The organism is Geodermatophilus sp. URMC 63 (genome assembly GCF_053502565.1).
In genome coordinates, this window is sequence record NZ_CP199956.1 from 4510827 (window position 1) to 4532715 (window position 21889).

General features: G+C 70.8%; 17 protein-coding genes and 2 pseudogenes. 10 read left to right on the forward strand and 9 right to left on the reverse strand.

Annotation, left to right across the window (positions count from 1 at the left end; all coding sequences use genetic code 11):
* Positions 1-84 precede the first annotated feature (84 nt).
* Positions 85-3132, reverse strand: coding sequence for a BTAD domain-containing putative transcriptional regulator (locus tag ACWIZO_RS21955; protein WP_448639733.1), 3048 nt, complete (start codon positions 3130-3132; stop codon positions 85-87).
* A 194-nt stretch (positions 3133-3326) separates the two neighbouring features.
* Between ACWIZO_RS21955 and ACWIZO_RS21960 the strand changes: the two genes are divergently transcribed.
* A complete protein-coding gene (locus ACWIZO_RS21960) occupies positions 3327-3629 on the forward strand; it encodes a hypothetical protein (protein WP_448639734.1) in 303 nt (100 codons plus the stop codon).
* A 59-nt stretch (positions 3630-3688) separates the two neighbouring features.
* On the opposite strand, the gene ACWIZO_RS21965 is transcribed toward ACWIZO_RS21960, so the two are convergent.
* Both ACWIZO_RS21965 and ACWIZO_RS21970 read right to left on the reverse strand, forming a co-directional pair.
* Complete coding sequence (locus ACWIZO_RS21965) at positions 3689-4798, reverse strand: catalase family protein (protein ID WP_448639735.1); 1110 nt, start codon at positions 4796-4798, stop codon at positions 3689-3691.
* 5 nt (positions 4799-4803) lie between these two features.
* Positions 4804-6315: a peroxidase family protein gene (locus tag ACWIZO_RS21970; protein ID WP_448639736.1), complete on the reverse strand. Its 1512-nt coding sequence runs from the start codon at positions 6313-6315 to the stop codon at positions 4804-4806.
* A 479-nt stretch (positions 6316-6794) separates the two neighbouring features.
* Here ACWIZO_RS21970 and ACWIZO_RS21975 point away from each other — a divergent pair, with 479 nt between their 5' ends.
* The 3 genes and pseudogenes from ACWIZO_RS21975 to ACWIZO_RS21985 form a co-directional block, all read left to right on the forward strand.
* On the forward strand, positions 6795-7187 hold the full coding sequence (locus tag ACWIZO_RS21975) for a helix-turn-helix domain-containing protein (RefSeq protein WP_448642990.1): 393 nt from the start codon (positions 6795-6797) through the stop codon (positions 7185-7187).
* Positions 7188-7202: 15 nt separating this feature from the next.
* On the forward strand, positions 7203-7781 hold the full coding sequence (locus tag ACWIZO_RS21980; RefSeq protein WP_448639737.1) for an IS630 family transposase: 579 nt from the start codon (positions 7203-7205) through the stop codon (positions 7779-7781).
* A gap of 20 nt (positions 7782-7801) precedes the next feature.
* Positions 7802-8513, forward strand: a pseudogene (locus tag ACWIZO_RS21985) (IS256 family transposase); the annotation flags it as partial.
* Positions 8514-8552: 39 nt separating this feature from the next.
* On the opposite strand, the gene ACWIZO_RS21990 reads toward ACWIZO_RS21985, so the two are convergent.
* Positions 8553-9554, reverse strand: a complete 1002-nt coding sequence (locus ACWIZO_RS21990) for an IS256 family transposase (protein ID WP_448639738.1) — start codon at positions 9552-9554, stop codon at positions 8553-8555.
* 74 nt (positions 9555-9628) lie between these two features.
* Here ACWIZO_RS21990 and ACWIZO_RS21995 point away from each other — a divergent pair.
* From ACWIZO_RS21995 to ACWIZO_RS22020, 6 genes and pseudogenes are all read left to right on the forward strand, one after another.
* A pseudogene (locus ACWIZO_RS21995) lies at positions 9629-10003 on the forward strand (transposase); the annotation flags it as partial.
* 850 nt (positions 10004-10853) lie between these two features.
* Positions 10854-11792, forward strand: coding sequence for a CapA family protein (locus ACWIZO_RS22000; protein ID WP_448639739.1), 939 nt, complete (start codon positions 10854-10856; stop codon positions 11790-11792).
* A 1439-nt stretch (positions 11793-13231) separates the two neighbouring features.
* Positions 13232-13444, forward strand: a complete 213-nt coding sequence (locus ACWIZO_RS22005) for a hypothetical protein (RefSeq protein ID WP_448639740.1) — start codon at positions 13232-13234, stop codon at positions 13442-13444.
* Between the two features lie 46 nt (positions 13445-13490).
* Positions 13491-14117, forward strand: a complete 627-nt coding sequence (locus ACWIZO_RS22010; protein ID WP_448639741.1) for a hypothetical protein — start codon at positions 13491-13493, stop codon at positions 14115-14117.
* Positions 14118-14426: 309 nt separating this feature from the next.
* Complete coding sequence (locus ACWIZO_RS22015) at positions 14427-15311, forward strand: hypothetical protein (protein WP_448639742.1); 885 nt, start codon at positions 14427-14429, stop codon at positions 15309-15311.
* Entirely contained in the window at positions 15311-16900 is a 1590-nt protein-coding gene (locus ACWIZO_RS22020) for an asparagine synthetase B family protein (RefSeq protein WP_448639743.1), read from the forward strand. The genes ACWIZO_RS22015 and ACWIZO_RS22020 overlap by 1 nt, the downstream gene beginning before the upstream one ends.
* Positions 16901-17426: 526 nt before the next feature.
* On the opposite strand, the gene ACWIZO_RS22025 is transcribed toward ACWIZO_RS22020, so the two are convergent.
* The 5 genes from ACWIZO_RS22025 to ACWIZO_RS22045 form a co-directional block, all read right to left on the reverse strand.
* Complete coding sequence (locus tag ACWIZO_RS22025; protein WP_448639744.1) at positions 17427-17957, reverse strand: carboxymuconolactone decarboxylase family protein; 531 nt, start codon at positions 17955-17957, stop codon at positions 17427-17429.
* Positions 17958-18023: 66 nt separating this feature from the next.
* A complete protein-coding gene (locus ACWIZO_RS22030; RefSeq protein ID WP_448639745.1) occupies positions 18024-18518 on the reverse strand; it encodes an integrase core domain-containing protein in 495 nt (164 codons plus the stop codon).
* Positions 18519-19548: 1030 nt separating this feature from the next.
* Positions 19549-20064 carry a hypothetical protein gene (locus ACWIZO_RS22035; RefSeq protein WP_448639746.1) on the reverse strand — a complete coding sequence of 172 codons (516 nt, stop codon included), beginning with the start codon at positions 20062-20064 and terminating at the stop codon, positions 19549-19551.
* Positions 20065-20604: 540 nt separating this feature from the next.
* Positions 20605-20898 carry a DUF5615 family PIN-like protein gene (locus ACWIZO_RS22040; protein WP_448639747.1) on the reverse strand — a complete coding sequence of 98 codons (294 nt, stop codon included), beginning with the start codon at positions 20896-20898 and terminating at the stop codon, positions 20605-20607.
* Positions 20895-21131 carry a DUF433 domain-containing protein gene (locus tag ACWIZO_RS22045; protein ID WP_448639748.1) on the reverse strand — a complete coding sequence of 79 codons (237 nt, stop codon included), beginning with the start codon at positions 21129-21131 and terminating at the stop codon, positions 20895-20897. Before ACWIZO_RS22045 ends, ACWIZO_RS22040 begins: the two co-directional genes overlap by 4 nt.
* Between the last annotated feature and the right edge of the window lie 758 nt (positions 21132-21889).

Below are 21889 nucleotides of genomic sequence, written 5' to 3' on the forward strand. Positions count from 1 at the left end.
CGCCGGCACGGGAGAGGTTCGGGAGGCCGCGCTAGCGGAGCGCCAGCCGGACGAAGCCGCTGGTCAAAGAGGGGGGAACGGGCCTCAGCCGCGGGGGGTCAGCCGCTGCGCGAGCGCGCGCGTCCGCGGCTGGGGTGGCACCCCCAGCTCGCAGAGCATCTGCTGGCAGCGCCGCAGGGCTCGGTGCGCGTCGACGAGGTCGCCGTCGGCGAGGTGGACGGCGATGAGCAGCTGGTGGGCGTCCTCCGAGCAGTCGTCGGCCCGCAGGGCTCGCTCGGCGAGGGTCCGGGCGGTCGTGGTGTCCCCCCGCGCCAGCAGCAGGTTGCCGGCCCGGACGGCGCTGGAGACGAACCTGCCGCGCAGGCGGTCGCGCTCCCACTCCAGCCAGGTCCCGCCGGTCACGTCGGCGAGCAGGTCCCCGCCCCACAGCTCCACCGCCCGCAGGTAGGCCGTCAGTGCCGCCGAGGGCACGCCCTGGCGCTCCAGCTGGGCGGCCTCGTCCAGGGCCCGCTCGAACTGCAGCACGTCGGTCTCGAGCGCTCCGTCGGTCACCAGGTGCAGCACCGGGCCGGCACTCCGCAGGAAGTACGGCGGATCGAGTTCGCCGCGGTCGGGCTCGAGGACGTTCTGCAGGTAGGCGAGGGTCACCCGCAGGTTCCGGCCGGCCGCCGCGTCGTCGAGGTCGGGCCACAGCTCCGAGGTGATCGACGTCCGGGTCGGCCGGTCGTGGGTGAGCAGGTAGCCGAGGAGCTGGCGCACCCGCTCGCGGCGCAGCTCCGGCGCGGTGACGACCACGCCGTCGCGGCGGAGCTCGAGCGGGCCGAGGACGCGCAGGTGCAACCGTGCGGTCGGCACCGCCGGGATCGCGCGCAGCAGCGAACGGGCGGTGGAAGCGAGGGTCGGGGGTGCCGTTGCGGCCTGGGCACGCAGGGTCGCGCGGGCGACGGGGCCGAGGTCCTCGACCAGCGCGCGGGCACCGTCCTGACCGGCTGCCACCATCGCCAGGGCCAGCTCGGCCACCCACGGGACCGGCAGGAGGGCGCGCAGGGCCGGCCAGGCGGTGGCCGGGAGGACGCCGGCGGCCCCGGTCGACCTGCGCTCGCGCAGCTCGACGAGGGCGCGCGCCCCGGCGTGCAGGTCGGCGAGGGCACCGGGCGGCGGGTCGGCGTCCCAGTGCTCCCGGACCTCGGGCACGAGCACGTAGAGCAGGGGCAGCGCGACCGGCGAGACCCGGACGGCGGCCGAGCTGCGCGCCCCGTTGAGCGGGGTGGTCGGCCGGAGGACGGCGGCGGCCTGCTGCTCATCCCCCGTGGACAGCGCGTGGAAGGCCTCCGCCAGCGTCAACGCGATGGGCGCCCACCCGGCCGGGGAGCCGCGGAGGATCGACCGGGACGTCTGGAGGAGCTCGTCCGCCTCCGCACGCCGCCCCAGGACATCGAGCACCGAGACCGCACAGGGCACCAGATCGGGGGACGTGAGGACCTTGTCCGGCTGCATGTCGTCGAGCAGGTAGGGCAGCAGCCGCTCCGCCTCGTCCAGGCGCCCCCGCAGGCGGAAGGACTCGAGGAGGAGGCACCGCGAGACGCCGTGCATCGTCGTCGCGGGGTGGGACAGCGCGCGTCGGGCCAGCACCTCGCCGGTCGAGGCGTCGCCCAGCCTCAGCAGGACGAGGTGGGCGTGCAGCCAGTGCTGCACGGGGTGGTTGAGCGCCGTCCGCGACACCAGGCTCGGTGTCGCCAGCGCGGCCCGGACCTCGTCGGTGGAGCGCGCCTCCCCGCCGCGGATGAGCGCCACAAACGCCGGGGCTCCGGGGTGCCCCTCCTCCGCCAGCTCCTCCAGCTGCTGCAGCAGGAACTGCATCCGCCGCCGGTCCCCGCCCCAGAAGGCCAGCTGGACGAGCGCGTTGAGACAGGCGTAGCGCAGGTCTTGGGCTCCGTGCGCACCGGCGAGCGCCTGCACCAGGAGCTCCTCGGCCGCGCCCGGGCTGGTCGGCTCCGTCGCCATGGCGGCGAGCAGCAGGCCCTCGGGGCTCTGCTGCACCTCGGGAGGCAACCGGCGCAGCCACGACTCGAGGACGTCGGTCGGCACCAGCGCGGTGCAGCACTCGCAGACCTCGACGACCAGCCGGCGGACGTCCTCCCACGCCCGGGCGTCGAGCAGCAGGCCCATCGCCTCGTGGTACTGGCCGCGGCTGCGCAGGACGGCGGCCGCGGTCCGTCGCGCCTCCGCCACCTGCCCGGCGCCGAGGTGGTGCTGGAGGGCCGCCGCCCACAGCCCGTGCAGCGACCACCAGCCCGAGCGCGAGCGCACGACCAGGGGCAGCCCGTCCAGCAGGGACCGGAGGTCCACGTCTCGATCGAGCAGTGCGGCGGCGATCTCCTCGTCCGCGCCCCCCACGGCGACGAGCAACGCGAGTGCGTGCCGGCGTTCCGGTGACAGCTGGGTGAGCAGTTCCTCCCAGACGTACCCGCTGACGGCGAACGGGCCCGCCGTGGCGGTCAGCTCGGCCAGGGCCGGCCAGCCCCCGACGTCGCTGAGCAGCTCCGGGGAGACGCCGCGGGACTCGGCGAACGCGGCGACCTCGTCGTCGCGGAACTGCAGGTCCTCCTCCCGCAGCACCACGGCGTCCCCGGTGGCCACGAGCCGGGAGACCGACAGCGGCAGCGGCGGGCGGGAGGCGAGGACGAGGTGCCCGGTCCTCGGCAGCTCCTCGACGAGGTGGCCGAGGAACTCTCCGGCCAGCGAGCCCCGGTCCACCAGGTGGACGTCGTCGAGGACGAGGGCGATGTGGCGAGGGGCCGCGCTCCAGATCGCCTCGGCCACCGCGACCGCGGCCTGCCGCGGGTCCTCGGGCACCGGGGCGGAGAGGCCGACCGCGGCGAAGGCGCCCGAGGCCAGGACGGACAGCGTGGTGTCGTCCACCTGGCAGGTCAGCCAGCGGTCCTCCCCCGCGGGCGAGAGGGCGTTCTCGCTCACGGCCTGCCCCAGCAGCGACGTCTTCCCGAAGCCGGCCGGTGCGACGACCGCGGTGAGGGGGCGCTCGAAGCGGCTCCGCAGGACGTCGAGCAGCCGGGGACGCACGATCAGGTCCCTGTTCGCGAGGGGCGGTGCGTACCGGAGCGCCCGGCTCATGCGCCGACTGTAGGGACGGGGCGACCGTCGGTACACCCGGACTCGTTCCAGCTGACGCGCCGCTGGCAACGTGCCGGCCGGGCGGTGTATCAGCGCGGGTAGCTCGCGCCTCTGGGGAGTGCGGACTCGTTGGGACCCTGGCCCGGCGTTCCGCGTCCGTGGGCGTGCGGCCCGAGTGTCGGTGGGGAGAGGTCATGGACGGGAGTGACGGGTACCGGTGGGAAGACGGTCAACTGATCACCCTCCTGACCGAGCGGCTGGACGACCCTGACGGCGACTATCCGGGGGCACCGCCGTCCGGCGCGCAGCAGGACCGGCCTGCCGAGTTCTCTCTGGAGGACGTCGTTGCGGCGGGGCGGGCCGCGTTCTGCTGGCTCGAGGTGGTCGTCACGGTGCGGGAGCTCGCCAGGCCTCTCCAGCCGACCGCCGGGACCTCGGCCGGCGACGAGTCCGGCTCCCCGCTCGGTCGCTCCCCCACCCGGTCGACGACGACCTGAGGGCGCAGGGCAGACCCGCCCCGGCGTGCGGCGCACCGCGCGCAGTGGGCCGATCGGCGTCAGGCCGGGAGCTCCCCGATGCTCGACGGCTCCCGCTCCCGGACCCCGTTCACCGTGTGCCGGAAGTCGCTGGAGCGCGCGTACAGCACGCGCCGGGAGCGCATGATCGAGCCCAGGGGGCGGTGGGCCTCCAGAGCGTGCCACGGGTTGAACGACAGGACATCGTCGGCGTAGCGGCGACGGGCGTCGCTGTACGGGTCCTGCGCCGGCAGGTGCAGGACCGCGACCCGCTGGTGCGGGGACAACTCCTCGGGCCAGAGCTTCGAGACGTCCTCGATCGGCATCCGGCCGACGTCGACGCACAGCTGTGCGCGGACCTCGTACTCCACGCTGTGGCAGGCGAAGAAGTCCGCGACCAGGTCGCGCAGCGCGGAGTCCCCGGCGCGCCTGCCCACGCGCCTGCCGGTGAGCGCCCGCACGTCCTCGGACAGCGGAGCGGCCGAGATCTTGGCGACGTGGTCGCCGTAGCGCAGGGCCGCCATCGAGTGGAACGTCTCCCCGAGGATGTGGTGGTTCGGCGTGGTCAGCGCCTCGACGAACCACGGCAGCGGGAGCCGGAGGGGGGCGGACACCCGGGCGGCCATGCGGGCGAGGAACCTGACGGACCGTTGCCGCAGATCGCTCTCGCGGGGCTCCCGCTCGAGCTGCTTCTGCAGCTTGGCGTACTCGCCGACCGTGCCGAAGGGCAGGGTCGGGTGGTTGACCAGCAGGAGGTCCTGCGTGGTGGCGCCGTCGTCGAGGACCCGGGGACCGTCCACCCCGATCACCTTGATGGCCATCCCGCGTGGGCCGGGCACCTGGTCGGAGCGGAGGTCACCGGGCAAGGTGGAGAAGCGCACGATGACCGGATAGCTGCGAGGGGCTGCGAACAGGCCCTGGGCGAGGTGTGCCGGCAGGTCCGGTTCGACGCGCAGTTCGCCGGCGAGGACGCCGTGGCTCTTGGCGTGCGCGTCGCGCAGGCCGTGCCTGCGCTTGGCGGCGACCTGGCGGTTGGCGCGCTCCATCGCCCTGCCGATCCGGCGGACGAGTTCGTCCTCGTCCGGGAACGGCTGCTCCAGGTCCGCCCGGTAGCGCACGTAGGGCTGCGTCGTGGGTTGCGTCGTGGTCACGGGGGTCACCGTGCCGCCGCCGAGCCGGTGCGGGTGAACGTGACCAGCGGCTCGGTGGCCTCGCCGGGGGTGTTCCGGTCGACGAGGTCCTGCAGGCGACTGGTCCGTTCGATCGCGCGCATCCCGGCCTTGGAGAAGGTCGAGGCGTTGTAGACACTCTTGGCGAGCAGCGGGTTGGTGAGCGCCTGGGAGAAGGCGTCCACCGCCACCATCGTGCCCATCACCGTGGGCAGCGCGGAGTTCGGCCGGACGTCCTCGGCGAAGAGGCCGACGTACAGCTCGACGTCGTCCACCGACCGGTACTTCTCCGCCAGCGCCCGGCCCACCTCGGGGTCGGTGGAGAAGTCGCGGAAGGACCGCAGCCGCGGGTAGCCGCAGGCACGGCGGTAGTCGTTGAAGCTGGCCAGTGCCGCCGTCCGGCCGATGGCGATCGTGCGCTCCTCGACCTTCCGCAGGAACTCCGCCGTGTTCCGGATCCCGATCTCGGTGCTCGGCTGATGGGACGCCTCGTCGAAGAGCGCGGCGAGCCCCTTCCGTGGGACGACGTCGGTCTGCCACAGGACCTTCTCGGCGTCGCGTCGCTCCCCGCCGACGTCCAGTTCGGTGGGGACGAGGGGGTGCCAGCGATAGAGCAGGTCGAACTCGATGGACATCCAGTTCTGCCGGTACCACTTCTCCCGGACGCCGATCCCTGGCTCCACGAACAGCTTGAAGTGGAACGGCGTGATGTGGTTGATGTAGTCCTCGACCACGATCTTGAGCAGGATGACGATCAGTGTGTTGCGGGCCGTCTGGAAGACGCGCTCGTCGTCCCAGTCGGGGTGCTCGGCCGAGATGAGGTCGGCGAGGCGGTTGTGCTCGCGGAGGAACAGCGTGCTGAGCATCGCGAAGCCGTAGTGGATGTTGCCTCTGGGGATGCCCAGGGCGAACAGGCTCCGCTTCTGGGGTGCGCTCAGCTCCCCCAGCTCGACGGCCTTCCGGTCAACGCCGGGGTAGCTGAGCGGGAGGCCCCTGAACTCCGGCTTCACCTGTCCGTCCCGGTCGAAGTAGTAGGGCGGGAACTCGCCGCCGTCGATCTGCTGGCTCTTGAGCCGGCCGCAGCAGTGGGTCCGCAGCAGGTCGGTCACGTCCTCGGTCTGGCCGTAGAGCTGACTCAAGTCGATGTCGTGGGTGGAGGTGTTGCGCGTCACGTCGTTGGGGTCCGTGCGGAGGAAGCCGTCGACGAACCACTGCGCGAAGTGGGAGAACAACAGGGTCGACTTCGCCGAGACCCGCGGCTCCTTCCTGCAGAACAGCTCCGCGACCGATGCCTCCGACGGCAGCCGGTGTTGCAGCCGGGTGTCCGGCGGCAGGTGCCGGGCGCTGTACGTGCGGTCGGTGAGCGACTCCCACGACGTGTACGGGGTCTTCGTGCTCAGGATGTTCGGCCGTGTGTCCATCTTGTAGATCAACCGGTTGATGAGCGTCCGGTTTGTCGCCGACCGGACGCCGGGCAGCCATCGCAGCAGCGTCCACATGAGCTTCAAGTGGGTGGCTGCCCAGAGTTCGGAGCCGTTGCGCCAGCCGTTCGTGCGCCAGTACGACCGGCGCGCGGATAATGCGGAAACCGCTGACGTGTCCGGGTCCGCCCCCGTGTCTGGTCCCCTGCCGGGCTGCCCGTCGAGTGAGACCCCACCTGGAACGCTCGTCGGCTGTGTGCCAGTACTCGCTTTCACGGCTGCTCCAGTTCAGTCCTTGACTCCGACGGAGACCGTCTCCTCCGGGCGGGTCCATGCAGTCTTTGGATCGGGCGTCACCGCACCGTCACCGCACCATCACCGCGTCCGCCGTGGCGCACCGAGGCATGGAGGGGCGGCCCGGCCGAGACGACACCGCCGGCACAGAGCTCCGGGTCGGCTGTCGCCGGGGGGCCGAGACCCGGAACAAGATCGCCGCGGTCTGACAGCGGTGTGCGGCTTGTTTGTCGGAGTAAGCCTGATGCATGCGGGCGTACTCGATGGATCTGCGTGAGCGAGTGGTGGCCGCGGTCGATGCGGGGATGAGACCCGGGGAGGCGGCGGCCCGGTTCGATGTGTCGGTGCGGACGGTGGAGCGGTATGTGGCCCGCCGACGCACCACCGGCAGCCTGGCGCCGACCGTGCAGCGGCACGGGTCGGTGCCGGAGAAGAGGGACCGTGTGCAGGCCTGGCTGCCGGCCCGGCTGCAGCAGGCCGCAGATGCCACCCTGGCCGAGCATGCCGCCGCCTTCACCGCCGAGGTCGGCGGTGAGGTGTCGCTGGCGACGATGTCGCGGGCGATTGCCACCCTGCCCGCTGATGACCCGGCGCAGGCGGTGACCGCGCGCGGCCGCCGGCGGCGGCCGGGCCGGCCGCTGAAGGGGAAAGCCTGAGCGCCACCGAGCGCGATGAGACCGCGCGCGCCCAGTGGCGCACCGACATGGGCCCGGGCCGACGCGGCCCGGCTGGTGTTCGTCGATGAGTGCGGCACGCACACCTCGATGACTCGCCGCCGCGCCCGCGCACCCCGCGGGCAGCGGGCGCGGGGTGCGGTGCCGCGCAACCGCGGTCCGGTGACCACGCTGCTGACCGGGCTGAGCCTGACCGGCATGGCCCCGGCGATGACCGTGGAAGGCGGCACCGACACCGCGGTGTTCGCCACCTATCTCGAACACTTCCTGCTGCCCGCGCTGCGCCCCGGGCAGGTCGTGGTGGTGGACAACGTCGGCGCGCACAAGCCCCACCGGATCCGCGCGCTGGTCGAGGCGGCCGGCTGTCCGCTGGTGTTCCTGCCGGCCTACTCACCCGACCTGTCCCCGGTCGAGGAGGCCTTCAGCAAACTCAAGACCTTCATTCGGGCGGCCGCCGCTCGTACCCGGGCGGCCCTCCTCGACGCGGCGATCGCCGCCGCACTGGCGGCGGTCACCGCCGCCGACGCCGCCGGCTGGTTCGCTCACGCCGGCTACCCGATCCGACAAGTAGCGTGATTACCGCTGTCACCGCGGTGATCGGGGCGGCGCCGCATGAGCGCACCGATGCCCGGACCGCCCAGCGCAACGGCTCCCGGCCACGCATCTTGGCCACCACGGCCGGTGAGCTGGAGCTGCGGATCCCCAAGCTGCGCGCCGGGTCGTTCTTCCCCTCGCTGCTGGAACGCCGACGGCGGATCGATCAGGCACTGTTCGCGGTGGTCATGGAGGCCTACCTGCATGGTGTGAGCACGCGGAAGGTCGACGACCTGGTCAAGGCCCTCGGTGCCGATTCGGGGATCTCCAAGTCCGAGGTCAGTCGAATCTGCGCCGACCTCGACGCCGAGGTGGCCGCGTTCCGCGACCGGAGCCTGGCCGAGCAGGCGTTCCCCTACGTGTTCCTGGACGCCACCTACTGCAAGGCCCGGGTCAACCGGCGGGTGGTCTCCCAGGCCCGTGGTCATCGCCACCGGGGTCGCTGCCGACGGCGTCCGGGAGGTGCTCGGCTTCGCCGTCGGCGACTCCGAGGACGGCGCCTTCTGGACGGCGTTTCTGCGCACCCTGAAGGCCCGCGGGCTGGCCGGCACGCAGTTGGTCATCTCCGACGCGCACACCGGGCTGAAGGCGGCGATCGCCGCGGTGCTGCTCGGCGCCAGCTGGCAGCGCTGCCGGGTGCACTTCATGCGCAACGTGCTGGCCCGCGTTCCGAAGGGCAACGCCGAGATGGTCGCTGCGGCGATCCGCACGATCTTGGGCCTGTCAGCGGCTTTGTGGCTCCCAGGCGGCCTCTCACTGCCGCTTGATCGCCGGGTACTGCCGGCCGACCTCGGAGTCGGTCCAGGCATCCAGCGCCTCGCGGGCGGCGGCCTCGGTCGGGGCGGCGTAGATGCACCGCAGTTGGGCGGCGACGCGCTTGCGGTCTTTGTAGTTAACCCAGCGCAGGCTGGCGCGCGTCAGGTGCACGATGCAGGTCTGCACGATCGTGTCCGGCCAGACGGCGGTGACCGCCTCGGGCAACCCGGTGAGTCCGTCGCAGACGACGATGAGGACGTCCTCCACGCCGCGGGCGCGAAGCTCGTTCATCACCCGCAGCCAGAATTTGGCGCCCTCGACTGCCTCCACCCACATGCCCAGGACCTCCTTCTTGCCGTCGGGGTCGACCCCGACGGCCAGATGCGCGGCCTTGTTGCGCACCGTGCCGTTGTCTCTGACCTTGCAGACCACCGCGTCCAGGAAGATCACCGGCCAGACCCGGTCCAGCGGTCGGGATTGCCACTCGGCGACCTCCTCGAGCACCGAGTCGGTGATCGTGGAGATCAGGTCCGGGCTGACGGTCACGTCGTAGATCTCGGCCAGATGGGCCTGGATGTCGCGCACCGTCATGCCGCGGGCGTAGAGGCTGATCACCAGCGCGTCAATGCCGTCGCGGCGGCGGGCGCCCTTGGGCACGATCTGCGGGTCGACGGTGCTGGCCCGATCCCGGGGCACCTGCAGGTCCACGTGCCCGGCCTCGGTGAGCAGCCGCTTGGGCGTGGACCCGTTGCGAGAGTTGCCGCTGCCCCGACCGGCCGGATCGCCAGCCTCATAGCCCAGATGGTCGGTCAGCTCCTCAGCCAGCGCCCGCTCCAGCACCGCCTTGGTCATCTGCTGCAGCAGCCCGCCCTCAACCAGCAGCTCCACGCCCTGTTCCTGGGCCTGCGCGACCAGGTGCTCGGCCAGCTGCTCATCGACCAGCCCTCGCTCCGGTCGCCGGCGCTTGCCCACCGACTCAGTCTCGACTGCATCGGTCATCGCGTGTCCTCTCCAAGCCGCCCATGCGGCTCCGGTTCAGGTCACGCACTTACACAGACGGTCTGACACGCCCCCAGCCCGACGCCGAGCACGTGCGCTCCCAGCTCGACGTCATCGCCGGCATGCTGAGCCGCCAGTTCCCGCAGGTCGAAGCCATGCTCCGCGAGGCCGCCGAGGACCTGCTCGCCTTCACGGCGTTCCCGGTCGCGCACTGGAAGAAGGTCTGGTCGACCAATCCGCTGGAGCGGCTGAACAAGGAGATCAAGCGCCGCACCGACGTCGTCGGGGTCTTCCCCAATCCCGAGGCCCTGCTCCGCCTCGCCGGTGCGGTGCTGGTCGAGGCGCACGATGAATGGCAGGTCTCCGACCGCCGCTACTTCTCCGAAGGCTCCATGGCCCAGCTGAACCCGGCCAGGGAGGTGGCGCAGCCGGCCCTGATCGCGTCATAGTCACCACACCGCTGACCGACACGGTGAGGACTACATCCACCACTCAGCGGGACGTCACCCGCGGGTCCGCACCCCCGAGCAGGCTGACCGCTGGACCTGGCTGGTGCTCGCCGCCTACACCCAGCTGCGGTTGGCCCGCCCGATCACCGCCGACGCGCGGCTGCCCTGGGAACGCCGGCTACCAACCGCCCGGCAGACCCCAACCCGCATCCGCCGCGCTTTCCTCGGCTGCTGCCGCTCCTGGGCACCCCGGCCAGCCACCGAAACCCTGCGGCTGCTCACCCGGCAGACCCAAAGGCAGCCGACGAGGACCAGCACCCCGCCAACGCGCCGTCCAAAGATCGCCGCCTGAGTTAAAAGGCGAGCTGAGCAGTGCTGTGCCGGGGCGTTCGGCGCAGGCGCGCTCTCATCTGCGCTCAGCTGAGGCGCCCGCACAGCTCTGCTCGCGTGAGGATTCGGCAGCAGGCCGTGCCCGCCACGCAGACAGGACGTCCTCGCGCTGCTGAGCACGCCGACCCGGCCCATCCGAGCGCCGACCTGCTTAACCATTCCGAGCATGCGCGGGGCAGGATGTCCACCGGAACACGCGGACTCGGCGACGGAGGCGGCCCGCCGCCTGCCGCCACATGGGGCGCGGTCGGCCTCGGCGAAATTGCTCCGGCCGCTGTTGATCGTGGTCCTCACCGTGATGATAACCGCGTGCTCACCCGGTGGCCCTGTCGAACCGTCCGCGGGCCAGGGGCCGGCGTCCAACACCTCGGGCGGCGCGTCCGCCGACCAGGCGACGCCTCCCGCGGAGGCGAGAGAGTCTGGGGATCAGTCCGCGCTCACGAGTGTGGAGGTCAGTGCGGTGGGCGACGTCATCATGGGGGCGACGCCGGAACTGCCTCCCGACGATGGCCGCCACGTGTTCGACGCCGTCGCTGAGGAGCTCACCGGCGACGTCGTGCTGGCCAACCTGGACCAGGCCCTCACCGACATCGCGACGTCGACCAAGTGCGGCGCGACCAGCAGCGGCTGCTTCGCCTTCCGGACACCACCGTCGTATGCCCAACGGCTGCGCGAGGCGGGGTTCACCGTCATCAACCTGGCCAACAACCACTCCCACGACTTCGGCGACGCGGGCCTGCGTGACTCGCAGGCCGCGCTGACGGCGGCAGGTCTGCAGTACACGGGCATGCCCGGGCAGGTGACCCTGCAGAGCGTCGGGTCTCTGCGGGTGGCGATCCTCGGTTTTGCACCCTATGGCTGGGCGCAGAGCCTGCTCGACATCCCGGCTGCGCAGCGGCTCGTCGGTCAGGCCGCCGATCAGGCCGATGTGGTCCTGGCGACCATCCACGCCGGCGCGGAGGGCCCCGACCAGTCCCACGTCCGCCCGGGCCCGGAGATCTTCCTCGGCGAGAGCCGAGGGGACGCCATGGCCTTCTCCCGTGCGGTGATTGACGCCGGCGCGGACGCGGTCCTGGGCGCCGGTCCGCACGTGCTGCGGGGCATGGAGTGGTACCGCGGCCGGTTGATCGCCTACAGCCTGGGCAACTTCACCGGCTACCGCACCCTGTCCAACGACGGCCCGGCGGGCGTCGGCGCAATCCTCACGCTACGGCTGGCCGCCGATGGAACCTGGAACTCCGGCCGACTGGTCGGCACCGTGATGGTCGACCCGGGACTCGCGCAGATCGATCCCGGCCAGCAAGCCCTGAGCGTGGTGCGGGACCTGTCCCGCACCGACTTCGGTGCCTGCGGCGTCGACATCTCCCCCAGTGGCGAACTGAGTGCACCCACCTGCTGACACCCAGGCCACCCCGCAGGCCTGGCCGGCTTGCTCACGAGGCGAGACAAGGACCAGCCACGCTTCCGCTGCCCTCCTTGGTCTCGTGGAGCGCTGCAACGCCCCCGCTCTCCATCGCCCACGAGAACTGCGGGCCCTCATCGCTTCTGTGAACGCTCATCACGATCTGCACCTTAGGGCCGCCGAGCGTCCACTGGGGTGACCCCGAAGTGCCACCAGGGGACTCATGTAAAGTATGCAAACTCTCGGAATCTCGCACGTGGGGTTTCCTTCCAATGCGCAACTACGATCAAAGCGACTGACCGGCCGCTGAGTGAATCGTTCATCGGGTGCCAGCCCCGCTGACACCGGTGAGGATCAGTCTTCTCCAGTCCTTACGCATACCGCATCCCCGGGATTTATCGCTCCCCCATTCTGCGCTTCGGCACACGTGCTCGTCGAGGCTGCCCCAAGCGCGACAAGATGAGCAAAGAGCTCAGCAGCGAAGCGAGGTCCTCATGTGTGTCGGCTCATGCTGTTCGCCGGTTCCGGCCTTCGAGCCGGCACACGTCGGAGCGGGCGCCGGCTGGCGGTTCTGGGCGGGTCGGAGGGAGCCGCACACGGGGCAGTAGAAGGCGATCAGCGCGCCGCCGGCCGGTGGGCGGGAGGGGTCCTCAGCGTCGTGCCGGTCCACCACCATCAGCATCCTCTGTCTGCTTCACGAGATGGGTCGGTGCCTGGCACGCGGTGCCGGCCGCCGTCGAACCCCCAGCGGACCCTGAGCCGTGCCGCCGCGGCCGGTTGCACGACCGTCAGATGACGTCCGGTTTCCGGTCGCCCAGCCCGGCTCCGGTACACGTGGAGTAGCGCCATCTGATGAGCTCGGCGTGCGTGAGGGCGGCTGCTAGGCAGTCGATGCGGGCGTCGAGGTGTGGCTGGGCGCCGTCGACGGCCGTCTCCCTCGCTCCCGGTGGCGGTGGCTCACTGGGAGCTCTGTAGTCGGGGAGGCGACGTCGCGGCGGTTTCGGGTGCGTCCGGCAGCCTGTTCCGCGGCGCTGGTGGGTGGGCGGTGGCCAGGAGCCACTCGGCAAGCTCGCTGAGAAGGCGCTGAGCCCGGTCGAGGTGCTCGGGGATCGCCGTCCCACGGGTCGCCGTTGGGCTGGCTGCTGTGCCGCCAGAGCCACTCACGAACGGCGGTCAGGAGGTTGACCGGGGACTTTGTCGGATGGGTGTCGGGATTTCCCATCGAGACGCACCTCCTCGCGGCGCTCCATTGCGCCGCGCGTGGGTCTATCAGGCGCCGCTCTGCCGCTCCGGCAGGGAGTGTAGGTGCCGGCCGTCGCTGGGGCCTGCGCCTGCGGACGGGCTCAGGAAGGTGCCGGCCGTCAGCGCATGGGACAGCCCCCGTCAGGTTGGCTCCTTGCCCGTGAGGCTGCGGCCTCGCGGTGAGGATCAACGCCGTGCCCAAGCTGTTCCTCAAGGAGTTCCGGCGCGACGTGATCGCCATTGCCCGGCAAGGCGACCACCTGAGCGGCCCATTCAGTGACGCCTGGAGAGCCGATCGACATGGCGAGACGCGAGCATCTATTCCATGCTCCCGCTCTGTGGTAGACACGCAGCCCCCGGGGATCGTCAGCCGCCCGTTTGACAGCGGATTGCGCGCCACAGCATGAGTTCCGTGGTGCTCCAAACCCGCCTTGAAGCGAAGGTTCCACGGATATGGATATGATGAATGTCCGCAAGGTGATCCGTTCGGCAGCAGTCGCCCTCATTGCGGCGGCCACCTTCGCCGGGACAACGCAGACAGCGAATGCGGTACCGCCCGACATGCTCGCCGATGACTTGGCGGAGCTGTGGACGACGGTGCTCCAAACGCCGAGCAATGAGAATCCCTTCAGCAACCCGGACGCCGACGCCTGCTGGGATCTCGGCGCCAACATCGTCGCCCCGTTGGGCCCGACGGGAGTCGAATCGTGCACGGTGAAGCCCGGCACCCGGCTGTTGGTGGCAGGCTTCACCGTCGAGTGCAGCACCCCCTGGGAGGCTCCCCCCGAGACTGACCTGCAGGCATGCGCCCGCGCAAACGACGCTCCCGAAGCGCCGACGGTGACCCTCGACGGCCAGCCGGTGTCGCTGACGGAGGTCACCACGGACGTCACGCCACTCACGCTGCCTGAGGACAACGTGTTCGGTTCCCCGGACAGGGAGGGGCAGTTCGCCGCCCACGGCTGGGTCGCTCTGCTGCATCCGCTGACGCCCGGCACGCATACGATCGAGATCGTCATCGACGACCCGAACAACCCCATCACAACGGTGATGGAAGTACTTCCGCCGGGTCAGGCCTGACCTGACGTCCGAGGTCTCGGTCCGAGCAGGTGGTCCGCCTGCTCGGATCATCCTTCCATGCGTCGATCTCGGCGGTTCCGGAGGGCAGGGTCGACCCGGTGGTCTCCCCGGTCACCGTGTGCAACGGCTCGACGCCCCCTCGTGTTGCAGGTCCGTCGATGCCTGTTCGACACCGCGTCACGTTCGTACAGTCCCGGGGTGGAGTTCCGCCGTGTCCGCCGAGCCGACCTGAGCCGACGGATCCACCAGGAACGCAGATCACCGGTGGGCGCCGTCACATCCGTGGCCGATGGACCCCGGCAAGCCGCCATGCCCCGTCCTCCCTCGCCGGCGGACCTGGCCGCCTACCGCTGCGTCGTCGACGACGTCGTGCAGCGTCTCCGGCACGGGACCGTCGACGAGGGGCGGGGAGCCGGTCCCGTCCTCGACCGGGCCGCCGAGTACCCGGAGGTGCGCGCCGTCCTGGACTTCGTGCCGGGCGGCACGGAGGAGGTGCTCGCGCGGATCGCACACCAGGTCGACGCCTTCCGAGCCAGTGCCCGGTCCAACGCGAGAACACCGGCGACACTGCTCAAGATCTATCTGCTGCAGCAGATAGACGTCCTGTGGTGGTCCTCGGTCCCGGCCTTCACCGACGATGAGGACGTCCTGGGCTCGTCGGAGCTGACTTGGCTGCCGTCCTTGCGTCGCCGGCGCCTGCTCTCGTTCCGCTACCGGGTATGCGCCACCGGGTGGCCGGCGCGGGCCCGCAACCACGCACTACGCCGGTGGGCTCCCGAGCGCGAGCCGCTGTCCTCGGGGTTGAGCTACCCCGTGGCCCGGCCGGCCATGATCGCACTGCTGAACGAGATCGCCACCAGGTTCACCGAGACCGCCGGGCCCTGGGAGGGTGGCCTGTGGGTCAACTGCATCGTCCGCAGCGCCGCCGTCCAGCAGCGGCTGCGCGACCTGGGGTACTCGGCTCTGCTCCCGAGTGCGCACTGCACCGGCTACGCCGCTGACATCGAGATGGCCTGGCTGCGCCGGCACGGCGTGGCTCCCGCCCTGGAGGATCTCCTGACCGGCTACCGGGACGAGGGGGTGCTGAACGTGATCGACGAGGGCCAGGCCTGGCACGTGTGCCTGAACCCCACAGTGGTCAGCAGGTATGAGCACCTGGCCCCGCTCGCCGTCGGCACGGCGGTGACCGGCTGATGTGCGGGATCGCCCTGGTACTCGGGGCGGGCGCCGGCCACGAGCAGGAGCTGTTCACCACGATGCTGTCCACGATCTCCCCCCGCGGAGAGGTCGATGAGGTCCTCTGCGCGGACGACGCTCTGCTGGGCACTGCCCGGCTGCGCATCGTCGACCGCCAGCACGCCGTCCAGCCCTGGACGTCCGAGGACGGGCGCTGGGCGCTCTGCTTCAACGGGGAGGTCTTCAACCACGCCGACCTGCGCCCCCAGTTGCACGCCGAGGGACGGCGCACCCGGTCGCAGAGCGACACCGAGGTGGTACTCGAGACGGTGCTGGCCTGGGGTGAGGACGCGCTGCTGCGGATGCGTGGCGAGTTCGCCTTCGCGCTCGTCGAGCGGGCCACTCGCCGGGTGTTCCTCGCTCGCGATCCGGTCGGGGTCAAGCCGCTCTACTGGGCCACGGCGGGCGGCCGTCTGCACGTGGCGTCCGAGGTCAAGGCCCTGGTCTCGCTCGGTGTGGCCGTCCACGAGGTGCCTCCGGGTCACTGCGGCTGGGCTGCTCCCGACGCCTCTCCGGCCCTGCACCCCTACATCGACCTCTACCGGCTGGGCGAGGGCCGGCCCGAGCTCACCGACGTCGACGCAGCGGCGGAGGCGCTCCGAGCGACCCTGATCGACGCGGTCCGGATCCGGGTGGACACCGACCTGCGCGTCGGTGTGGTGCTCTCCGGCGGTCTCGACAGCTCGCTGACCCTGCTGCTGGTGCGCGAGCTGCACCCCGACTGTGTGGCCTTCACCGTGGGCGCGGAAGGCAGCGAGGACCTGACCTACGCCCGAAGGCTCACCGCCGACCTCGGGGTGCCGCACGTCGTGGTCCCCGTCCGGCCGCGGGAGCTGGGCCTGCGCGACGTGCGCGAGGCGATGCGCGTCTCCGAGCTCACCGAGTACGGCGACATCATCAACGCCGTCGTCTCTCAGCGACTGTTCGCCGCCGTCCACCGCGCCGGCGTGAAGGTGGTCCTCACCGGCGACGGCTCCGACGAGCTGTTCGGTGGGTACACGATGTACCGCCGGATCGGTGACGCCGACCGGCGCCGGCTGTTCCTGCACAAGATCGCTCACCTCAGCCGTACGGAGTTGCAGCGCGTCGATCGCACCTCGATGGGCAACCGGGTCGAGGCGCGGGTGCCGTTCCTGGACGTGACGATGCTCGACCTCGCCATGCGGATCCCGCAGGAGCTCAAGTACCGCGACGGCTACGAGAAGTGGATCGTGCGGCACGCCTTCGCCGATCTCCTCCCCGACTACGTCGCCGCCCGGCACAAGAACCCGATGTCGCACTCCAGCGGGCTGCACGAACGGATCCGGCTCTTCCGGCCGCTGTTCCCGCGCCTCTACCGCGACCTCGGCTACCAGTGCGCCGCGCCGCTGCAGCGCGACTTCTCCGAGGTGCTCAGGGAGCACGATTACGACCTCGACGCCGCCGTCACCGCGGCCCGGACCCCGCGCGACCTCACGCTCGGCGAGCACGTCCGTGACCTCGCCGGAGCGCTGCGCTGGAATCTCGCCTCCCTCGTGCGCCGACCCGTTCGCCCGACCAGCACGTGACCGGGACCGTATGCCCGGTGCCGGTCCGACGCCGGGTCGTGGCGCAGCCGCTCCGTGGCGCGGACGCCGGCTGACGAGCCGACCTGACGCGGCAAGCCAGCAGTTCTGCGACAGGCCCGCCAGCAGTCAGCGCCGGACCGTGCCACCTGGATCAGCGGATCGCACACCTCGACGTGCCGCGCTCTAGATCGTCAGAGCACATCGACGACGATCTCCCGGTCGGCGTGGACCCACCGCCGTCAGCTGGACACCTGCAGGCTCGGCCCGAGCCGAGGAGGGAGGGTCGGGTTATCGCCCCGCGGGCGGACGCGGCGACAGATCCATCGCATTGGCGCCGAACATGTGCTTGGAATTGCCATACGGGAAGATCGTCCCGACTCTGGTGCCGCGTGCGCGTAGTTCGTCGACCTGTGTTGCGAGATGCACGCCCCAGTCCACCGGAGTCCGTGATCTGCCGCCGAATGGTGACAGCACCAGCACCCGTGAGCACCCGGCTGCGAGATCGGCGTTCTCGGCGTGGACACCGTCAGGTCAGCATGTATCCGGCGGGACGAGTCAGCCGCTCCGCTGCCGCCCGGTGCAGCTCCGGCGTGGCAGTGATGCCAAGGCCCTCCACCAGCCGGTTCATCATGTTGAACAGTCCGCAGACGCTCACCGCATCGTGCAAGGCCCGCTCATCCCAGCCCGCGGCGTAGACCGCCGCGACCTCCGCGTCACCGGCCTTCGCCGGGGTCAGGGTCAGGGTGCGCGCGAGGGCCAGTACGGGGCGCATCCGCTCCTCGACCGGCGCAGTGGCGAGATCGTCGACCAGCGCAGCGACCAGCTGCTCCTCGACTCCCTGGGACGCCACGATCGCGGTGTGCACGCCTTGGCAATACCCCGAGGCGTTCAGTCCCGAGACGTAGGCACCGATGAGTTCGCGCTGAGCCACAGACAGCGGCGAGGGTCCACGCATCAGCCGCTGCACGTAATCAGCCAATGGTGTCGCGTGGTCGGGGAACCGCCGGAACACATCCGCCAGGACGGCGTCGTCGGGGAGCGAGGGCAGGTGGGGCATGGGGTGAGGTCCAAGTCCGGAAGCGTGTTGGATCACGGGTTGCGGGGTGGGTGTCCCGCCCCGGGTTCAGTGAAGGCTCGGAACTGACGCGGCGACGGTAGTCGCCGCGGTGTTGTGCCGATAGAAGTTGTCCTCGTGCTCGGCTGGTGGAACGAGGCCGGTCTCGCCGTGCGGGCGTCGGTGGTTGAACCAGTCGATGTACTCGGCGACAGCGATCTCAAGGTCGTCGATGCCCTTCCAGGAACCGCGGTTGCGGACCAGCTCGGCCTTGAACAACGAGTTGAACGCCTCGGCCAGCGCATTGTCATAGCTGTCGCCGGTGGAACCGACCGAGGCGACGGCGCCGGCCTCGGCAAGGCGTTGGGTGTAGCGCACGGCGACGTATTGCGACCCCTTGTCCGAGTGATGGACCAGGCCACTCACGTCCCGGCCGGCGCGGCGGCGGGTCCAGAGACCCATCTCCAGGGCGTCGAGGGCCAGGTCGGTGCGCTGAACACAGGCCCGGACAGGACACAATCGCTCAGCTCGACGCCGAACGACGCCGAGCCAGGTCGGCGCCACTGCGACTGGAGGAGTCACAAAATCAAGTGCCATACACCTCATGCCTCCAGGGCGTGGCCAGTGGCGGACCGTTGACCGCCGGCACGCGCGAGTAGTCAGCCTCGTCGTATCGGTGGTCCGTCAGAGGTTGTTTCGCGGCAGCTGCCCACAGTTCGCCAGCCCGAGGTTGTCCACGCCTGCGCCTCCGCGATGCCGGCGACGGACGAACCGAACCCGGGCCCAGCCAGCGAACTGACGACGGTGCCAGCACAGGTGTGGCCGTTGAGGCTGGGAGCGGCCGACGCGGACGGCACGGTGGCCACCACGACCGCAACAGCAAGCCCCAACACGGCGGCCAAACGGGGAACGGACACGGGCACGGGGCTCCTCCGAGACATGGGATGAGAGGGCCAGCGTCCACGCCGCGCAGCGAACGTGTCACTACTTCCGATGCGTCTCCGGGCCTGTCCGGAGACTCCGCCGACGTTGAACCCCGACGGGGTGCGGACGAGCGCTCCCACCACGCCGTCGGAGCAGGAGCCAGCACGGCCATCCCACTGAGCCCACTGAGCGCCCTATGCGCTGTCGGCTTGGTCGTGGTGCTGCCGCACGCACTCGGCCGCAGGCCCAAGGGTGGACGCGGCCGATCGTCGACGCGACCACCGCGTGCAAGACATGAGCCCTCCGACTCGCGCCACCAGTGGGCCCTCAGCCGAGCTCTTCCACACCTCGACGACTCCCCTCTCGCCCTGGCACCGCCGCGCCGACCGGCCCCTCGATCGCTACTGCAGATGACCAAGATCACGAGGTATCACACCTCTTGCACGCCGCACCTGCGCGTTTACGACGCGCGAGCGAGCGAAGGGACGGCACTGCGCATACCGGAGCCTTGGAGTCGTTGCGACGTGTTTCCGGCGTTGGTGGCAGGCCGCGCAGCGGCCATGAGGATGGTGCGCGCGTCGCCGAGCCGCAAAGCGGTTAGCTTCGACGTGTCCTGCAGCCGTCGGGGTCTGCGCTTCTGCTGTCAGCCCGTGGTGATCCACGCCAGTAGCTACTCCGACACCCCTTCCGCGGCGGGCACCTCCAAGCCGAGCTGATCAGCGATCCGCACGGCGATGGCCGGTACTGACAGGCCGAGGCGTTCTGCGGCGGCGCGGCAGTAGAGGAGGACCGCCGAGACGGCGTGCGTCCACAGCCGCGGTTCCCAGCTGCCGGCCTCCATCAGCAGATCGGGATGCAGTCCGCCACGCATGCACGCGGCCGCGTAGATGGCGTACTGCGTCCGGCGGCGCACGGTGCGGCCGTCGAGCATCAGGTCGCCCAGGTAGCGATCCGTCAACCCCTCGTACTCCAGCCGCTCGCTCCCCGGCGGGCAGGCCAGCCCGAGCGCCCCCGCTGCCACCTCCAGCAGCGCGACGTCCGGGGTGAAGTGGCCGCGGACGTCGCACGGCCGGACCGACAGCATGAGCTCGAAGGCGTCCTCGTTCCCGCCCGCCAGCCCGGCCAAGATTGCGATCTGCGCTCTGCGGTGCAGGACGTCCGGGTCCTCGCCCGATCGCTTGGCCACGGCGCGATCGTCCCGCGCCAGGCCCTGACGCATCCACTCTCGTTGCCCGCCTACTCGTCACAACGAGTTCCACGGACCGCGAGTGCATGAGGTGTGTCGGCTCGTGATCTTGTCCGGTTCGGCAGCTGTGGCGGGAGCGGAGAACGTCCGCCGGCGAGGAGCCGGGTACGCAGCCGATCGGGTCGACGGTCCGGCGGTGGTCAGCAGCGGATGCCGGGAGTTGAGGCGGTGGACTCGGCGGCCGTGGCTCCTGGGAGGGGAGCTGCAGCGGTTCTCGCCGCCTGTCCGGCAGCGCCGCCGAGAGGAGGATGCGCAGTGAGGGGTGACATCGCGCGGCGGCGGAGATGACCCTGCCGAGCAGGTGTCACTGGCAACGGATCACGACGAGTCCGCGATGCCCGACCGGTCGGAGGCACCACGTGATCGTGGACGCCGGACAGGAGCCGCGTGGCCCGGAGCGAGCGCAGTTGCATCCCTACTGGGGACGGCGGATACGCAACAGGCCGCGTTGCGCGATGGCGATCGTGCCCGTCAGCGTGGTCAGGTCGTGACCGGGGACCACCTCGGCGAGCGCGGGACCACGGTCAAGACCGACTGATCCGCTGGTCGCAGCACGAAGATCCCGGCGTGGCTGCCCGGCGGGTAGGTCCGGACGTCGCCCAGTCCACGATCCAACGTGATCAACAGTCGTCCTGCGGTGGCCGCAGCGGCCACGACCTGAGGATCGGTTGCGCCTGCGAGGTTCTCCTCGACGACGGTGTCGACATCGTGTCCGGCGGCGATGAGCACCTGGCTGGCCGAGCGAGGCATGTTCTCGTCGAGCTTAACCTTCACTCGCGGCTCAGCGGTACCAGCTCCTCACGAGCCAGCAGCGCCCCGTAAGCGGCGGCCGCCTGCACTCCTTCGGAGGTCAGGGTCGGATACTCCGCGACGATGTGTTCGGTGTTCAACCCGGCGGCCAGGCAGTCGAGCACCACGCTGACCGGCACGCGGGTGCCAGCGATGACCGCCTGGCCGCTCATCACGGCCGGATCGGTGGCAATCAACCCCAGTCGATCGGGACTCATGCACTCAGTGTGCCCGCGCGCATGATCTACGCCAGCATGCCGGTCCTCCCGGCCGCCCAGTTTCCTAGCAACGCGACGTCACCTCGGTGGTGTGAGCTACGGCCGGAGCCCGGAGCTCGGCGGGGACCGTCCCCTTACCGCTGCAACCAATGAACGGAGCCGAGCACCGACGGCGGCATGACACATCCGAGCCCCGACGTACAGGAGCAGAACCGGAGAAATCGGAAGGCTCAGGGGCGCCAACGGGCCTAGGTACGCAGAGGCAGGCATGGGCAGGCAGTTCACGGCCGACGCTCGAGGCACCCGATGCGGCAGTCCGGCGGCTCGGCCCTGCCGTTGTGCCGGTGTTCCGACACGTCGACGTCGATGACGCCAGCAGGGCGTTGCGCGCCGGCAGGAGGAATGAGCATCAGTGTCGCAGGGACGACGCCGCCGGCCTCCGGTCTCCTGCGCGGGCGCCGTGTCAGGTGTGGTGAGCAGCATGTCGGTCTCGGTGATCGTGAGCCGGACCGGAGGAGCACCGGAGGAAGTCAGGAGGTCTCCGCTGCACCGTCACCAATCGGACCCAGCCGGCGCCTTCTCGGGTGGCGTGCCGCACCAAGCGACGGCGCGCAGAGAGCGGGAGGGCCACGAGGAGGACGACGTGACCGACGCACAGCGGGTCCGGGACGGGATGACCGGCGACGCGTTACTGCTGACGCCGGAGGAGGCTGCACAGGTCCTCCGCGTGGGCCGCACCACCGTCTACGCCCTCATGA

What these genes read in the sequence shown, in the direction of transcription:
- ACWIZO_RS21955 (WP_448639733.1), bottom strand. Translation starts at nt 3,132, where the DNA reads ATGAGCCGGGCGCTCCGGTACGCACCGCCCCTCGCGAACAGGGACCTG.
- ACWIZO_RS21960 (WP_448639734.1), top strand. Translation starts at nt 3,327, where the DNA reads ATGGACGGGAGTGACGGGTACCGGTGGGAAGACGGTCAACTGATCACC.
- ACWIZO_RS21970 (WP_448639736.1), bottom strand. Translation starts at nt 6,315, where the DNA reads ATGTGGACGCTGCTGCGATGGCTGCCCGGCGTCCGGTCGGCGACAAAC.
- ACWIZO_RS21975 (WP_448642990.1), top strand. Translation starts at nt 6,795, where the DNA reads ATGGATCTGCGTGAGCGAGTGGTGGCCGCGGTCGATGCGGGGATGAGA.
- ACWIZO_RS21980 (WP_448639737.1), top strand. Translation starts at nt 7,203, where the DNA reads ATGAGACCGCGCGCGCCCAGTGGCGCACCGACATGGGCCCGGGCCGAC.
- ACWIZO_RS21990 (WP_448639738.1), bottom strand. Translation starts at nt 9,554, where the DNA reads ATGACCGATGCAGTCGAGACTGAGTCGGTGGGCAAGCGCCGGCGACCG.
- ACWIZO_RS22010 (WP_448639741.1), top strand. Translation starts at nt 13,491, where the DNA reads ATGGATATGATGAATGTCCGCAAGGTGATCCGTTCGGCAGCAGTCGCC.
- ACWIZO_RS22015 (WP_448639742.1), top strand. Translation starts at nt 14,427, where the DNA reads ATGCCCCGTCCTCCCTCGCCGGCGGACCTGGCCGCCTACCGCTGCGTC.
- ACWIZO_RS22020 (WP_448639743.1), top strand. Translation starts at nt 15,311, where the DNA reads ATGTGCGGGATCGCCCTGGTACTCGGGGCGGGCGCCGGCCACGAGCAG.
- ACWIZO_RS22025 (WP_448639744.1), bottom strand. Translation starts at nt 17,957, where the DNA reads ATGCCCCACCTGCCCTCGCTCCCCGACGACGCCGTCCTGGCGGATGTG.
- ACWIZO_RS22045 (WP_448639748.1), bottom strand. Translation starts at nt 21,131, where the DNA reads ATGAGTCCCGATCGACTGGGGTTGATTGCCACCGATCCGGCCGTGATG.